Here is a 13,711-nt window from a genome sequence, read left to right as displayed (position 1 = left end):
CAAGCAGAAAACGATGCCAGATAGTTCTTACTTGATCGACGAAATCCGCGACATGCTGCTGGACTGTGGCCTGTTCAATAGTCTTTCGCCGAGCGAGGTGCTGAGCGTGGCGAGCTACTTCAACATCAGCCAGTTCAAGCCAGATGCAATCATCTGCAATGAAGGCGATGCGGGCAGCTTCATGTGCATTATTCATTTCGGCGCGGTGTCGGTCCGCAAGACCAACTCCAGCGGCGAACAGGTCGAACTCGCCAAGCTGCACAAGGGCCGCGCCTTCGGTGAAATGGCGGTACTGGATGGCGAAAGACGCTCGGCAAGTTGCATTGCCGTCAGCGACTGCACCTTGCTGATGCTGGCCAAGGACTCGCTGGACAAGATGCTGCAAGAGGCACCGAAGTCCGCTGCCAAGCTGATCCGTGCCATCGCCGTGGCCATGTCCAAACGCCTGCGCATGGTTGATGGGCAACTTGTCGAACAGCAAATCTAGGCCGAACAGTCACTACTGGCGGTGGCCATGAGCGATGACACTCAGTCAGCGTCCTTGCTCGGCGTTATCCTGCCCCCGCTATTGCGCTGCAATTGCTGCTCCAGCAGCGGCAACTTGCCATCCGGCGGGGCCAGGGTGCCGCTCGGCAGACTGGGGGCAAGACCGCTGCGATCACCACCACGGTTGAGCAGCGGCGGATTGTTTGGTGCAGTGCTCGGCACGTGGCGCGGCTGCGGCACGCTGAAAGGTTGCGGCGTAGGCGCGCCAGGCGCGCCAGGCGGACGATCATAGGGCGTGAAAAGTCGATCACTCTGCGCATACAGCAGCGTACTGCACAGCATGACCAGGCTCAGCAGCCCCCAGTTGGGCACGCGCATTGTCCACCTCCATTCTCGAGACTCTCTGACATTGGGCCGCCCGCCACTCGATAAGTGCCGGCAAACTGTTCTCGCCGAGCGTCGGCAGGACTAAACTAACAACCAGCTTCTGTATCCAACTACGGGCACACCCATGAGTTCTGACAAAGCATCACCCACCGCCAAACTCGACCGCATCCTCGCCGAGGCACAACGCAGCCGAGAAGAAGGTTACCGGGACAAAGCACTGAAAATGTACCCGCATGTCTGCGGACGCTGCGCTCGCGAGTTTTCCGGCAAACGCCTGAGCGAGCTGACCGTGCATCACCGCGACCATAATCATGACAATAACCCGCAAGATGGCTCCAACTGGGAGCTACTGTGCCTGTTCTGTCACGACAACGAACATTCGCGTTATACCGACCAGCAGTACTTCAGCGAAGGCTCAACCGCCAGTCAGCAAGGGCCTAAATCGACCCACAAGGCGTTCGCCGACCTTGCCGCGCTGTTGAAAAGCAAAGAGTAAGCCGCTGCCGGCCACACACCGTATAATTGCGCCCTTTGCATAAAGGGCCCATTCCGTGGCGATGAAACGATACTGCTGCATTGGCCTGTCCAACCCCAAGTCGCCGGAAAACGTCGGCTCGGTGATGCGCGCCGCTGGCTGTTATGGGGTCAACTCGGTGTTCTACAGCGGTACGCGCTATGCGCGGGCCAAGGACTTCGTCACCGACACCAAAAGGGTCCACCTGGATATTCCGCTGATCGCCATCGACGACCTGCAAAGCATCATTCCCCTGGGCTGCACCCCAGTCGCGGTAGAATTGGTCGAGGGCGCGCGGCCATTGCCGGAGTACACCCACCCGGACCGGGCCATCTATTTTTTCGGCCCGGAAGACGGATCCCTGGACAAGAGCATCCGTGACTGGTGCGAAGACGTGGTGTACGTGCCGACCCAAGGCAGCATGAACCTCGCCGCCACGGTCAACGTGGTGCTCTATGATCGTCTGGCCAAGGGCAATAACACCAAGTCAGGCCCCAAATTCAAGTAGCCTGTCGAACTGCGGCTGGCAATAGCGACGCTGCAGTAGGTTGGCAGAAAGCCGCTGATACCCACACTGCGCCGAAGCTATTCCCTGGCGTGGGGTTAACGCCTGAACAGGTTTATCAGCAACGTCACGACGACACTGACGATCAGCATCGACGTCAGCGGAATGAAGACCTTGCCGCGCTCGGACTCTATTCGGATGTCTCCTGGCAAGCGACCAAACCAGTGCAGCAGCCAGGGCGCGAAGTGCAGCACGACGCCAAGTAGCAACAGCGCCGTGCCTACGACAATCAACCAACGTGCCATGCGTCGTGCGTCCCCGAAGTGAGGCAACCCATGCCTTGTCAGGCGTTCAGGCTGCAGGCGGCGTGGCTCAGCCAAACTTCTCGTCGTAGCCCGATGGAGTCATCCCTGAGTTGGTCAGACATTCGCGCAGGTGCTTGATTTCCTGCTTACTGCACTCGTTGCCGTGGTGTGGACGATGCACAACGAACTCGTACTGGTTCAACACTACACGGAAACGAGCCCCCAGGATCGGTTCGACGGTGGCGCCGAGGTGATGCAACAGCGATTCGACCTCACGCCAGTGGATATTGCTGGGCAACGGATCCTGGAAGATCGAGTACAGGAGACTCTGATGTTTGTGGCTCATGGCTCGCCCCCAAGTGAATTGACGCGCTACTTGTAGAATAGCGGAGGCGTACCAATGCTTCATAAGCCCATCCATCGATGGTCGCCGAACCTCCCACAGCGAACTCAGCCGCCGAGGATAGGGCTTGTGGCCAATCACTGATGCCCCATCTGATACCGCGCGGCGCCTCGGCAGACCGGCCCATCAGCGCTGAATTAACGCAGCAAGCGCGTATCCAGAACCTTGGAGCGGCCCGCCATGACGTTCTCGGTAATCTCAATGAAGTCTTTGGTGCTGACCCTGTCCAAGCGCATCAAACCACGGGTAACGTCGTCCAGCGAGCGTGCCTGACTGTCCTTGGTCGCCTGGCGAATCTCACGATCCAGCTCCTGCATCAGCAACACCGCACGTGCGGTGATGGGGCCACTGGAGTGCGCGCTACGCAGCGACTTCACCGGGCGACTCCACTTGATCAGTTGTTCGCGCACTTTCTGGTAGCGGTCTTCGCTCATGCCACCGGCGCGGCGCATCAGCTCGATGGCGTAGTACTCTGCCAGCCCCTCACTGATCCAATCGCTCTTGTCGGTGCCCTGGATGTGGCTGAATACATGGACCAGCTCATGCACCAGGGAGCTGGTGCCGTTCTCACTGACCAGCGGACGATCGGCATGCATGTAGTAGGAGTTGGGCGCCGACAGGCCGCCGCGCCACATCGGGTCGCCGGCCCCGACAATCAGCAGCTTGGCCGGATCGCGCGGGAACACCGCCTGCGCTTCCGGCCAGACGAAGGTCAGCAGGGTGAGCACATCCATGCGCCGCATGCCCTCGCCCACTGGCGCTGCGATGGTCACGTCGGTCTCGCCCAGCTTTGCCCGGCGCGTACCGATCTTGCCGGCGACTATCCAGCCGGTCGGGCGGTCAAACTTGCGCAACGGATTATCGATACGGAACTTGTTCTTGCCGATCCGCGGCCAACCGGTCTCCACCCCGCGCCAGCCTTTCGGCAGTTCGAACAACAGGCGCGAAACCAGCTCGGTTTTGTCTTCCTGGCGTAACTTGGCGCTGGGCACCAGATCGTCGCCGCGAATCAAGACCCAATCCTCAGTCATGCGCGCATCGAAACGCTGATCGCCACGCGGATGGCTGACGCGCACCCGATAAGTCAGGGTGGCCTTGCCCGTCGCTGGCTGCCACAGGCCCCGTTCGGGGCTGTCCTGAGTCCATTGACCATCAGCACTGAAGTCGCTGTAGTAGCCCTTGTCGCCCAGATCGAAATCCAGGCTAATAACCTGCTCGCCCTGCTCCAGCGTCAGGCTGACTTCGGCTTGATCGCTCTCTGGCAGGAAGCGCACTTGGTAGTCCAGATCAACTTTTTTGGCTGCCCACAACGGCGCGCTCAGGCTCAACAACAAGACAGACAACAAGCTGCGGTGAATCGACATGAGGAGCACTTCCTTGGCGGAATGGTTAGATCACGGCATAGACCGAGCATAGGCCAGGCATTTCCATGCACGCGAATCGCGAATGCTGAACAGCATAGCCGCGGAGCAACGACTGTCAGCCGGAGCGGAAAATCAGGTAATCCTCCCAGTCATCCTCAGCCACGCTCTTCTCACTGAGCATGCGCCCGGACTGGGAAATTCGCTCAACATGTACCGCCTCCGGGTCACCGCACACCAGGTGGTGCCAGAGCGGCAAGTCCTTGCCTTCACTGACCAGGCGGTAACCGCAAGTCGGCGGCAGCCACTGGAACTGGTCGGCCTGAGCCGGCGTGAGCTGGATGCAGTCGGCCACAAACTGAGTACGGTTCGAGTAATCGGTGCAGCGGCAGCTCTTCAGGTCGAGCAGCTGACAAGCGATGCGCGTGTAGTAAACGCTGCCGTCGTCCTCGTCTTCGAGCTTCTGCAGGCAACACAGACCGCAGCCGTCGCACAGCGATTCCCACTCGTCCTGGTCGAGCTGTTCGAGAGTTTTGCGTTTCCAGAAGGGTTCGACTTTGGCGGCCATGGCGAAGGGTACGAGTGACAAGCGAAAAGGCCGGCAGTCTAGCGCGGCGCTTGCCTTGGGCCAAGGCCGCAATGCCGAACGGCAAGTGGGTCAAATCGCCTGTCGCCACAGGTTGCCAATCCCCGTAGCCCGGATGCAACCCAGAAAACCGTTAATCGGCGTCAGCTGGGCCAGGGACACCGCGGATTTCATCCGGCTACTTACCCGGCCAGTCAGTAACCGCGGGCGAAATTCACCAAGCCCTGCAACTCGGTGCCACTGCGATAACGCGCCAGATTGTCGAGAAACAACTGAGCCATCAGTCGCGGCTGGGTCGGCGCCGAGCTGTGCCCGGTCAGTAGCAGGCGCGGCGCGCTCCAGAACGGATGGCCTGTCGGCAACGGCTCCTGGCGACAGACGTCGATCACCGCGCCGGCCAACTGACCCAGCTCCAACGCATTGACCAGCGCGGCATCGACCACCGCTACCCCGCGCCCGGCATTGATAAACAGTGCACTGGGCTTGAGTTGTGCGAACAGCGCTGCGTCGTAGATGTCCCGGGTGCCCGGGGTGTCTGGCAGCAGGTTGATCAGGTAGTCGGCCTCGGCGGCCACGCGCGGTAAATCAGCCAACCCGACCACCTCGGCGAACGGTGCCAGGCTCCGCGCCTGGCTCGCCACGCCAGTCAGTTCCAGTCCGAACGGCGCGAGGAACTGCGCCACGCTCAGGCCGATCTCGCCCGTGCCGACAATCAGCGCGCGGCGCCCGGACAGGCTGTGCGGCAGGCGGTTATCCCAACGCTGCTCGGTCTGCGCGACGGCGCGAGCGAACAGCTGGCGTTCATGGGCCAACAGGTGCCCCAGTACATACTCGGCCATCACCTGACCGAAGATGCCCACCGCGCGGGTCAGCCGGTAGTCCTGCGGCAGGTCCGCGGCCAACAAGGGGGTGATCCCGGCCCAGGTCGACTGCAGCCACTGCGGCTTGTGGCCCAGGCGCAGCACCTCGGCGAGCCGATCCGGCTCACCCAGCCACACGGGGCAGCTACCGGCCCAGTGCGCCAGCTCGGCGGGATCGTCACTGCCGTGCAACTCAAGCTCAGGCGCCGCCTGCCGCAGCAACTCGGCGTAGCGGGCATGCTCGGTCTCGGCGATCAACAGATGCATGCGGCCCTCCCCCATGAACGATGAGTGGTCAGACCGGATCGTTGCGGCGCAACAGTTCGTCCGGCAGATGCTCGATGTATTCATCTTCCGGCGGCGGCATCTGCAGGTGGTAACCCTGTCCGTCGAGGTTCTCCAGCACCTGCTGGATATCCTCGCGCGCCAGCTTGCGTTCGGGGCTGAGCACCATATCGAAGGTATGGATCGGCGGGCCAAACGCCGCCAGCAAGGTTTCCGGCACGCGCTTGAGCGCATCGCTTTTCAGCACGTACAGGTACATCTCGTTCTTGCGCGGGCTCTTGTAGATCGAACAGATGCGTTTCACGCAGATTCTCCTTCACTGGCCAGGCAATCGAGCAGCGCCTGGCCCATCAATTCACGACGCCAGCCGCGCAGAGAGTCCGGCAGCTGGTAGGGACCATTGGGGTAGCCAGTCTTGAGCAAGGCTTCGAGGGTTTTCTTGCGCAGCATGATTTCCGCCGCGATATTCAGCCGCTCGCCTTCGCGCTGACCGATCGCGCGCAGTTTCTTCAGCAGCGCCGAGGCTTCCAGCGGCAGCGGCTCGGGCAACGCCTCGGGCCATTCGGCCGCTGGCGTGGCGGCGGCGTCCTTGATCAGCTTGAGCAGGGTTTCACCGTCGCGGCGTATGGTTTTCGGGTGCATGTCATCGATACGCGCCAGCGCGACCAGGTTGTCCGGCTGGTTACGGGCGATCGGCCACAGCGAATGTTCGCGGATCACCCGGTTGCGCGGCTGGTTGCGCGCCCGCGCCTCGCGTTCGCGCCAGGCGCAGAGTTCGCGCAGCACCGCCAGTTGCGCGCGGGACAGTTTCCAGGCCAGCTTGGCCTCGCGATACACCTCGTTGGGGTCGACTTCACGGCGCAGGTTGAGCACCAGCTCGGCACCGTCCTCCAGCACCCAGGCGTTCTTCTCCGGCGACAGCTGCGCCTGCAGCGCCGTATACACTTCTGCCAGGTGCAGCACATCCTCGGCCGCGTAGCTGACCTGCGTCTCGGACAGCGGGCGCTGCAGCCAGTCGGAGCGGGTCTCGCCCTTCGGCAGCTCGATGTTCAGCACGGTCTGCACCAGGCGCGAATAGCCCATGGAGAAACCGAGATTGAGGTAGGCGGCAGCCAGTTGGGTATCGAACAGCGGCGCCGGCAGGCTATCGGTCAGACGCAGGAAGACTTCCAGGTCTTCGCTGCAGGCGTGCAGCACTTTGACTACCGCCGGGTTCTGCAGCAACGCAGAGAACGGCGTCCAGTCTTCGATCAGCAACGGGTCGATCAGATAGGCCCGCTCGCCTTCGCTGACCTGCAACAGGCCGGCGATTGGATAAAAAGTGTCGACCCGCATGAACTCGGTGTCGACGGCGACGAACGGCAGACGCTGCCAGTCGGCGCAATGTTGCGCCAGGCTGGCGTCGTCAAGGATCCAATGAATATCAATAGCCACGCGGCGCTCCCATCTAGAATGCCGCGCAGTATATATCGCCCTCGCCCGTTACCGGGGCATTGCGTCCCCGGATCAGAAATCCTGCACGGTCGGGCGCAGCACCACTTCGTTGATTTCCACATCGGCCGGCTGCTCGATGGCATAGGCGATGGCGCGGGCAACCGAGTCGGATGCAATGGCCTGCTGGTAGAAGTCCTTGACCGCCTTGCTGGAGGCCTCATCGGAGCTGCCGTGCTTGAGTTCGGAGTCCACCGCACCGGGGGAGATGATGGTGGTGCGGATGTTACCGCCGACTTCCATGCGCAGCCCTTCGGTGATCGCCCGCACCGCGTACTTGGTGCCGCTGTACACGGTACCGCCCGGGGCGAAGACCTTGATCCCGGCCACCGAGGAGATATTGATGATGTGCCCACTGTCCTGCTTGTGCATGTGTGGTAGCGCGGCGGCGATGCCATACAGCACGCCCTTGATGTTGATGTCGATCATCCGCTCCCACTCCTCGGTGCGTCCCTGCGCCATTGGCGCAATGGCCATCAACCCGGCGTTGTTGACCAGCACATCGATGCGCCCAAAGCTGTCCAGGGCGCCCTGAATCAGCGCATTGACTTGCGCCGGTACGGTGACGTCGGTGGCGAAGGCCACGGCCTTGCCGCCCTTGGCGGTGATCTCGCTGACGATGTTGTCGAGATTTTCCTTGCGCCGTGCACCGAGCACCACCGAGGCGCCCAGCGCCGCCAGATGACGCGCGGTGACTTCACCCAAACCACTGCTGGCACCGGTGATGACCACGACTTTTCCGGAAATGTTGTTGCTCATACTGTTCTCCTCAATCTAGCGGGAAGACGCAGGAAGATTCCTGCAATGGCAGCCAGTATGTGCAGCGCTGTTCATCCACTGAATGGAAGAGTTAGGATTTAGCAATTCCATTATCTGGAATTATCCAAGTTCACACAGGGTCAGAACCGTGCTCAATCGGATGGAAATGCTGCGGATCTTTGCCGTAGCGGCGGAAACCAGCAACTTTCGCGAGGCCGCCGGCCGCCTGGGGATCTCGCCACAAAGCGTGACCCGGGCGATCAAGGAGCTGGAAGCGCTGTTCGGCGAGCCGTTGTTTCACCGTAGCACCCGTCAGGTGCAGATCAGCGCATTCGGCGAGCAGCTGGCCAGCCAGGCGCGGCAAACCCTGAACAGCTTCGATCAGTTGTTCCAGCGCCACGCCCAGCCGCACGCCACCGAGCTGACCGGGCGTGTGCGCATCACCGCTCCCCACGCGGTCGGCAGGCGTTTCGTTCTGCCGCTGCTGGGCGAATTGATGGCGGAGTATCCGCAAATCGAATTCGACCTGCGCCTCTCGGACCTAATGACCGACGCGGTGGACGCGCAAATCGACATGGGCGTGCGCATCGGTTTTATCCGTGACCGTAGCTACATCGCCCGTGCACTCGCGAGAATCCCCCTGTTCACAGTGGCGACCCCGGCACTGCTGGCGAAAACCGGCAGCCCCTCCAGCATCGAGGACCTGCACAACTTGCCCACCAGCGCCCTGGTCGACCGCGGCAGTGGCCGTCCCTGGCCCTGGTACTTCGACAATGGCCGGCACCTGCAACCGGCTAACCCCAGTTTCACCACCGACGATCAGGAAACCGAACTCGACGCCGTATTGGCCGGGCTGGCCATCGGCCAATTGCCCAGCTACCTGGTGCTGCCGGCGATTCGCAGCGGGAAACTGTGCACAGTTCTCGACGAGCAGCGGCCGCCGCCCTGGGAACTGTTCCTCTACCGCCCTCAACGCGGCCCGGTGCCCGCCCGCATTCGTCTGGTCTACGACCGTCTGGCCGAATGCCTGGGCGACCCGGCGCGGGTACCCAGCGGAGTTGAATAAGCCGAGTACGGCCAGTGTCTGGCCCTCACAGACGCCGGCTAACTGTGTAACCTGACGCCACTCGCTCCGCTTCAGCACAAGGAATAACAAGGATGAAGAAACTGCTTGGCCTGCTCGCCCTGATGATCGCCGCCGCAGCCATCTACCTGGCGATAACCCCCAGCCCCATCGACCCACTTGCCTGGGAGGCGCCGAAAGCGCCCGCCATGACCGGGGTACTGGAACCCAACGACACGCTGATGAAGGCCCAACTGCTCGGCAAGGGCCGGATCCATGGCCCCGAAGACACGGCTGTGGACGCTCAGGGCCGGGTCTACAGCGGTCTGCATGACGGCACCATCGTGCGCATCGAGGCCGACGACAGTGTCGAGCCCTTCGCCGACACCCAGGGCCGCCCCTTGGGCATGGACTTCGACGCCGCCGGCAATCTGATCGTCGCCGACGCCTACAAGGGCCTGCTGTCGATAACCCCGCAAGGGCAGATCACGGTGCTGACCACCGAGGCCGAAGGCGTGCCCTTCCGCTTCACCGATGACCTGGACATCGCCAGCGACGGCACCATCTACTTCAGCGACGCCAGCCAGCGTTTCGAACAGCCGGACTACCTGCTCGACTTGCTCGAGGCCCGCCCCTGGGGCCGTCTGCTCAGCTACGACCCAGCCACCGGCGTCACCAAGGTGCTGCTAAAGGACCTGTACTTCGCCAACGGCGTGGCGCTGTCGGCCAACGAGGACTTCGTCCTGGTCAACGAAACCTATCGCTATCGCATCACCCGCTATTGGCTGAAAGGCGCAAAAGCCGGCACCCACGATGTGTTCATCGACAACCTGCCGGGCCTGCCCGACAACCTGCAAGGCGACCGCGCGGGCACCTTCTGGGTAGCCCTGCCGACGCCACGCAAGGCCGACGCCGACTTCCTTCATCGCCACCCCTGGCTGAAGACGCAACTGGCCAAACTGCCGCGCGCGCTGTGGCCCAAAGCCGTGCCCTACGGTTTTGCCATCGCGATCAATGAACAGGGTGAGATCGTTCGCAGCCTGCACGACACCAGCGGCAGCCACCTGCGCATGGTCACCTCGGTCAAGCCGGTGGGCGACTCCCTGTACTTCGGCAGCCTGGACAACGACCGCATCGGCAAGTTGAGAATCCGCTAGCAGGCACTGAAAAGCCCGCTACCGGGTCACCGCTAGCGGGCTTTTATGTTCCAGCGCCGAGCTACTTAAGCTTCTCGGCAATCCAGATGGTGTGGCGCGTGCCCCGGTTGCCGTGAGCGTAGACCTGCACCTCCTCCACCTTGAAACCGGCCTTGGCCACCTTGTCGGCGAATTTGCGATCGGCGCTGGCCGACCACACCGCCAGCATGCCCTTGGGCCGCAGCGCCTGGTGGCAGTGGCGCAGCCCCTCGGCGGAATACAGCCAGCTGTTGCCCTTCTGAGTCAGGCCTTCGGGGCCGTTGTCGACATCCAGCATGATCGCGTCATAGGCACTGGCCTCGGCCTTGAGCACCTTGGCCACATCGTCCTGCAGCACCCGGGTACGCGGGTCGAGCAGCGGATAGCCGGACTTGGCGCCCAGCGGCCCACGATTCCACTCGACCACCCCCGGCACCAGTTCGGCCACCACCACTTCGGCATCCTTGCCCAGATGTTGCAGGGCCGAGGCCAGAGTGAAGCCCATACCCAGACCACCGATCAGCACCCGTGAACCCGGCCGACCCGCGACCTTCTTGCAGGGAATCGCCGCCAGCGCATCTTCGGAGCCGTGCATGCGCGTGTTCATCAACTGACCGCCGTCGCCGCCAGCGATCTTGATCACGAAATCCTCGCCGTACTCAAACAGACAAAGTGCTCCACGATCTTCGGGGATCTGAACCGTATCCAGTAGTACAAAGCGCTTCATCGCGGTCTCGTCGCTGATTGAATGTGAAGGGCCCGCACGATACAGCAGAGCCGCTTACGCCACAGTAAACATATGCCCGACAATCCCCAGCACAAAGCCCAGCAAGGCGCCGAAGGACGGCGCCCAATGCTTGTCCAATTTGGCCTGGGGGGCGATGTCCTGAAACACCGAGTAGAGAATACCGCCGGCGGCAAACAGCATGATCGCCGCCACCAGAGAGGGATAATCCGCCAGCCACAGATACCCCGACACACCGGCAACCGGGCCGAGTAGCGCCATGCCAGTGAACATCAGGATAATCCTCGAGCGACTGTAGGCGGTTGAACTGTTCAGCTCGCGATAGGCATTGAAGCCTTCCGGCAAGTTCTGCAGCGCCATCAGTCCGGCCAGCAGCATCGCGCCTTCCCCTCCAAGGGCAAAGGCGGCGCCCAGCGCCAGAGACTCCGGAACGAAATCCGCCAACATCGCCGCCAGCTGGCTGGCCGAGGTCTTCATCCTATACAGCAGAATATCCAGGCCCATAAACGCCGCACCGCCCGCACAAAACCACAGCGCGGCAGCCCCAGGGCTAAGGCTCTCGATCGCCTCCGGCACCAACACCAGCGCCACCGCGGCGAGTAACGCGCCACCGCCGAAGGCGATCACGCTGTGCCGAAACTCATCCTCCAGCCATCTCGGCCGAATACGCTCGACACTGGCCAGCGCCGCACCAAGCGGCATGGCCATGCCGGCTACCAAGGTAAACGCCATGACAATCAGCAACTGCTGCACAAACACCTCATCCATGGGCCTATATCCAATTTATTAATGCGTACGTCCCGGGCGTTCAAATCAAGCAAGGCCGACCATCGTCCCCGCTCAATTGCACGCGTGTTTAGCCTGGCTATTGAACCAACCTGTAGTGAGCCAAGAAAGGGCCGTGCCACGCCATGGCTACTCAGGAATGGTTAAACCGCGTTGCACAGCCGGCCGCTTCAAGAATGCAGTCAAGGCTCGGGTGACATGAGGAAAGTCACTGATGCCCACCAGGTCACCTGCTTCGTAGAAGCCGATCAGATTGCGCACCCAGGGGAAGGTGGCAATATCCGCAATCGAGTAGACATCACCCAGCAACCACGGGTGATCCGTCAGGCGCTGGTTGAGCACCGCGAGCAGGCGCCGCGACTCTGCGACGTAGCGATCCCGAGGACGTTTGTCGGCGAACTCCTTGCCGGCAAACTTGTTGAAGAAGCCGACCTGCCCAAACATCGGGCCGATCCCACCCATTTGCCACATCAGCCACTGCAGTGCCTGATAGCGCCCGTGGGGCTCATCGGGCAACAACTGTCCGCTCTTGTCGGCGAGGTAGATCAGGATGGCGCCCGATTCAAACAAGGGCAGCGGCTTGCCCTCCGGTCCGTTGGGATCGAGGATGGCCGGAATCTTGTTGTTGGGATTAAGCGAAAGAAACTCGGGCGACAACTGATCATGGCTATCGAAACTGACCCGGTGCGCCTCGTAGGGCAATCCCGTCTCTTCCAGCATGATCGAGACCTTTACCCCGTTTGGCGTTGGCAGCGAATAAAGCTGCAAGCGCTCGGGATAGCGGGCGGGCCACTTGCGGGTGACGGGGAAGGCGCTGAGATCGATCATCGGTAGAAATCCTTAGGGTGGGACTCACGCTTAACTTAATCGGCAGACAGAAACTCTGGCGTTCACCCGTTCATTAAACAAAGTGAGTGAGATGGCCTGCCGCCATGCGCTCATACCGCAAACAATGCCACGGCTGCGCCTCAATCTCAGCCGTTTTGTCTGCGATGAATCGGGCGATGAATTGAGCCATGGCTTTCAGTTAATCGCGCCAATGCCTGTAGAGCGCATAAGCGCTGGTGCGGTCTATCATGCTGCCTACCTGCCCTAGCTTCGAGGAGACCCGTCATGCCCATCGCTCAACTGATCACGCCCAGCGCCCTGCATGCCCGCCTGGAACAACCCGACCTAATGATTCTCGATTGTCGCTTCGCCCTGGATGATCCGGCTTACGGCCAGCGCAGCTACGATGAAGGGCATATCGCCGGGGCGCAGTTCGCCGATCTCGAGCGCGAGCTGTCGGGGCCGATCAGCAAGGGCGTTACCGGCCGCCACCCGTTGCCACAACCGACCGTACTGCTCGAACGCTTGCGGCAGTGGGGTTTGAACAATGCCAGCGAGGTGGTGCTGTACGACGACGGCCCCGGCGCTTTTGCCGCCCGCGCCTGGTGGCTGCTGGCCTGGTTGGGCAAACGTGAAGGGGTTTACCTGCTCGACGGCGGCTTGAAGGCCTGGCGCGAGGCCGGCCTGCAACTGACACGAATACAACTCAGCGCTACTCCCGGCGACTTTCAGGGTCAAGCGGATGCCAGCCTGCTGGTCAGCGCCAAGCAACTGCAACAACGCCTGAACAGCCCAGATCTGACCCTGCTCGACGCCCGTGCCCTGCCGCGCTTTCGCGGTGAAGTGGAACCGCTCGATCCGGTCGCCGGGCATATCCCCGGCGCTCAATGTGCGGCGTTCACCGATAATCTGGACAGCAACGGCCGTTTTCTACCTGCAGAGAAACTGCGCCAGCGCTTTGCCGCGCAGCTCAAGCAACGCCCCGCCAGTGAGCTGGTCGCCTACTGCGGTTCAGGCGTTACTGCCTGCCACAACCTGTTTGCCCTGTGCCTCGCCGGTTTCCCACTGGCGCCGCTCTACGCCGGCTCCTGGAGCGAATGGATTACCGACCCGACCCGGCCTGTCGCCACTGGCGATTGACCCAGCCAGAGCCGCGCTACAAAGCGTTACTG

18 protein-coding genes are annotated in these 13,711 nt (G+C 61.9%); 6 read left to right on the top strand and 12 right to left on the bottom strand.

Annotation, left to right across the window (positions count from 1 at the left end; translation table 11 throughout):
- The first annotated feature begins 13 nt into the window (after nt 1-13).
- Nucleotides 14-487 (top strand): Crp/Fnr family transcriptional regulator, encoded by a 474-nt coding sequence (locus TMS3_RS20970; protein ID WP_025167257.1) that lies wholly within the window; start codon nt 14-16, stop codon nt 485-487.
- Between the two features lie 41 nt (nt 488-528).
- On the opposite strand, the gene TMS3_RS20965 is transcribed toward TMS3_RS20970, so the two are convergent.
- Nucleotides 529-864 carry a hypothetical protein gene (locus TMS3_RS20965; RefSeq protein ID WP_025167256.1) on the bottom strand — a complete coding sequence of 112 codons (336 nt, stop codon included), beginning with the start codon at nt 862-864 and terminating at the stop codon, nt 529-531.
- A 133-nt stretch (nt 865-997) separates the two neighbouring features.
- Here TMS3_RS20965 and TMS3_RS20960 point away from each other — a divergent pair, with 133 nt between their 5' ends.
- Both TMS3_RS20960 and TMS3_RS20955 read left to right on the top strand, forming a co-directional pair.
- Nucleotides 998-1,369 (top strand): YajD family HNH nuclease, encoded by a 372-nt coding sequence (locus TMS3_RS20960; RefSeq protein ID WP_025167255.1) that lies wholly within the window; start codon nt 998-1,000, stop codon nt 1,367-1,369.
- Nucleotides 1,370-1,424: 55 nt separating this feature from the next.
- On the top strand, nt 1,425-1,895 hold the full coding sequence (locus TMS3_RS20955; protein WP_025167254.1) for an RNA methyltransferase: 471 nt from the start codon (nt 1,425-1,427) through the stop codon (nt 1,893-1,895).
- A 95-nt stretch (nt 1,896-1,990) separates the two neighbouring features.
- On the opposite strand, the gene TMS3_RS20950 is transcribed toward TMS3_RS20955, so the two are convergent.
- The 8 genes from TMS3_RS20950 to TMS3_RS20915 form a co-directional block, all read right to left on the bottom strand.
- Nucleotides 1,991-2,197: a DUF2905 domain-containing protein gene (locus TMS3_RS20950; RefSeq protein ID WP_025167253.1), complete on the bottom strand. Its 207-nt coding sequence runs from the start codon at nt 2,195-2,197 to the stop codon at nt 1,991-1,993.
- A gap of 67 nt (nt 2,198-2,264) precedes the next feature.
- A complete protein-coding gene (locus TMS3_RS20945; protein ID WP_025167252.1) occupies nt 2,265-2,543 on the bottom strand; it encodes a type II toxin-antitoxin system HicA family toxin in 279 nt (92 codons plus the stop codon).
- A gap of 194 nt (nt 2,544-2,737) precedes the next feature.
- On the bottom strand, nt 2,738-3,964 hold the full coding sequence (locus TMS3_RS20940) for a hypothetical protein (protein ID WP_025167251.1): 1,227 nt from the start codon (nt 3,962-3,964) through the stop codon (nt 2,738-2,740).
- A 115-nt stretch (nt 3,965-4,079) separates the two neighbouring features.
- The gene (locus TMS3_RS20935; protein ID WP_025167250.1) at nt 4,080-4,529 is read right to left on the bottom strand and encodes a YcgN family cysteine cluster protein; all 450 of its coding nucleotides are present in this window, start codon (nt 4,527-4,529) and stop codon (nt 4,080-4,082) included.
- Between the two features lie 212 nt (nt 4,530-4,741).
- The gene (locus TMS3_RS20930) at nt 4,742-5,674 is read right to left on the bottom strand and encodes a D-2-hydroxyacid dehydrogenase (protein ID WP_025167249.1); all 933 of its coding nucleotides are present in this window, start codon (nt 5,672-5,674) and stop codon (nt 4,742-4,744) included.
- 28 nt (nt 5,675-5,702) lie between these two features.
- Complete coding sequence (locus tag TMS3_RS20925) at nt 5,703-5,996, bottom strand: YcgL domain-containing protein (protein WP_025167248.1); 294 nt, start codon at nt 5,994-5,996, stop codon at nt 5,703-5,705.
- The gene (gene rnd / locus TMS3_RS20920) at nt 5,993-7,126 is read right to left on the bottom strand and encodes a ribonuclease D (RefSeq protein WP_025167247.1); all 1,134 of its coding nucleotides are present in this window, start codon (nt 7,124-7,126) and stop codon (nt 5,993-5,995) included. Before rnd ends, TMS3_RS20925 begins: the two co-directional genes overlap by 4 nt.
- Nucleotides 7,127-7,198: 72 nt before the next feature.
- Entirely contained in the window at nt 7,199-7,942 is a 744-nt protein-coding gene (locus TMS3_RS20915) for an SDR family oxidoreductase (protein ID WP_025167246.1), read from the bottom strand.
- 148 nt (nt 7,943-8,090) lie between these two features.
- Between TMS3_RS20915 and TMS3_RS20910 the strand changes: the two genes are divergently transcribed.
- Together TMS3_RS20910 and TMS3_RS20905 are read left to right on the top strand one after the other, a co-directional pair.
- On the top strand, nt 8,091-9,008 hold the full coding sequence (locus TMS3_RS20910; protein ID WP_025167245.1) for a LysR family transcriptional regulator: 918 nt from the start codon (nt 8,091-8,093) through the stop codon (nt 9,006-9,008).
- A gap of 92 nt (nt 9,009-9,100) precedes the next feature.
- On the top strand, nt 9,101-10,162 hold the full coding sequence (locus tag TMS3_RS20905; RefSeq protein ID WP_025167244.1) for an SMP-30/gluconolactonase/LRE family protein: 1,062 nt from the start codon (nt 9,101-9,103) through the stop codon (nt 10,160-10,162).
- Between the two features lie 61 nt (nt 10,163-10,223).
- Here TMS3_RS20905 and TMS3_RS20900 read toward each other — a convergent pair whose 3' ends face one another.
- From TMS3_RS20900 to TMS3_RS20890, 3 genes are all read right to left on the bottom strand, one after another.
- Nucleotides 10,224-10,907 (bottom strand): spermidine synthase, encoded by a 684-nt coding sequence (locus TMS3_RS20900; RefSeq protein ID WP_025167243.1) that lies wholly within the window; start codon nt 10,905-10,907, stop codon nt 10,224-10,226.
- A gap of 54 nt (nt 10,908-10,961) precedes the next feature.
- A complete protein-coding gene (locus tag TMS3_RS20895; protein ID WP_025167242.1) occupies nt 10,962-11,693 on the bottom strand; it encodes a ZIP family metal transporter in 732 nt (243 codons plus the stop codon).
- A gap of 147 nt (nt 11,694-11,840) precedes the next feature.
- Nucleotides 11,841-12,539 carry a glutathione S-transferase N-terminal domain-containing protein gene (locus tag TMS3_RS20890; RefSeq protein ID WP_025167241.1) on the bottom strand — a complete coding sequence of 233 codons (699 nt, stop codon included), beginning with the start codon at nt 12,537-12,539 and terminating at the stop codon, nt 11,841-11,843.
- A gap of 285 nt (nt 12,540-12,824) precedes the next feature.
- Here TMS3_RS20890 and TMS3_RS20885 point away from each other — a divergent pair, with 285 nt between their 5' ends.
- Nucleotides 12,825-13,679: a sulfurtransferase gene (locus tag TMS3_RS20885; RefSeq protein WP_025167240.1), complete on the top strand. Its 855-nt coding sequence runs from the start codon at nt 12,825-12,827 to the stop codon at nt 13,677-13,679.
- Nucleotides 13,680-13,711: the final 32 nt, after the last annotated feature.

Source organism: Pseudomonas taeanensis MS-3 (assembly GCF_000498575.2).
Lineage (GTDB): Bacteria > Pseudomonadota > Gammaproteobacteria > Pseudomonadales > Pseudomonadaceae > Aquipseudomonas > Aquipseudomonas taeanensis.
This window is presented reverse-complemented; position numbering and strand designations above follow the sequence as displayed.

Coding starts and splice junctions, on each gene's coding strand:
- TMS3_RS20960 (WP_025167255.1), top strand. CDS start 998: ATGAGTTCTGACAAAGCATCACCCACCGCCAAACTCGACCGCATCCTC.
- TMS3_RS20915 (WP_025167246.1), bottom strand. CDS start 7,942: ATGAGCAACAACATTTCCGGAAAAGTCGTGGTCATCACCGGTGCCAGC.
- TMS3_RS20930 (WP_025167249.1), bottom strand. CDS start 5,674: ATGCATCTGTTGATCGCCGAGACCGAGCATGCCCGCTACGCCGAGTTG.
- TMS3_RS20900 (WP_025167243.1), bottom strand. CDS start 10,907: ATGAAGCGCTTTGTACTACTGGATACGGTTCAGATCCCCGAAGATCGT.
- TMS3_RS20940 (WP_025167251.1), bottom strand. CDS start 3,964: ATGTCGATTCACCGCAGCTTGTTGTCTGTCTTGTTGTTGAGCCTGAGC.
- TMS3_RS20895 (WP_025167242.1), bottom strand. CDS start 11,693: ATGGATGAGGTGTTTGTGCAGCAGTTGCTGATTGTCATGGCGTTTACC.
- TMS3_RS20965 (WP_025167256.1), bottom strand. CDS start 864: ATGCGCGTGCCCAACTGGGGGCTGCTGAGCCTGGTCATGCTGTGCAGT.
- TMS3_RS20970 (WP_025167257.1), top strand. CDS start 14: ATGCCAGATAGTTCTTACTTGATCGACGAAATCCGCGACATGCTGCTG.
- TMS3_RS20950 (WP_025167253.1), bottom strand. CDS start 2,197: ATGGCACGTTGGTTGATTGTCGTAGGCACGGCGCTGTTGCTACTTGGC.
- TMS3_RS20945 (WP_025167252.1), bottom strand. CDS start 2,543: ATGAGCCACAAACATCAGAGTCTCCTGTACTCGATCTTCCAGGATCCG.
- TMS3_RS20905 (WP_025167244.1), top strand. CDS start 9,101: ATGAAGAAACTGCTTGGCCTGCTCGCCCTGATGATCGCCGCCGCAGCC.
- TMS3_RS20885 (WP_025167240.1), top strand. CDS start 12,825: ATGCCCATCGCTCAACTGATCACGCCCAGCGCCCTGCATGCCCGCCTG.
- TMS3_RS20935 (WP_025167250.1), bottom strand. CDS start 4,529: ATGGCCGCCAAAGTCGAACCCTTCTGGAAACGCAAAACTCTCGAACAG.
- TMS3_RS20890 (WP_025167241.1), bottom strand. CDS start 12,539: ATGATCGATCTCAGCGCCTTCCCCGTCACCCGCAAGTGGCCCGCCCGC.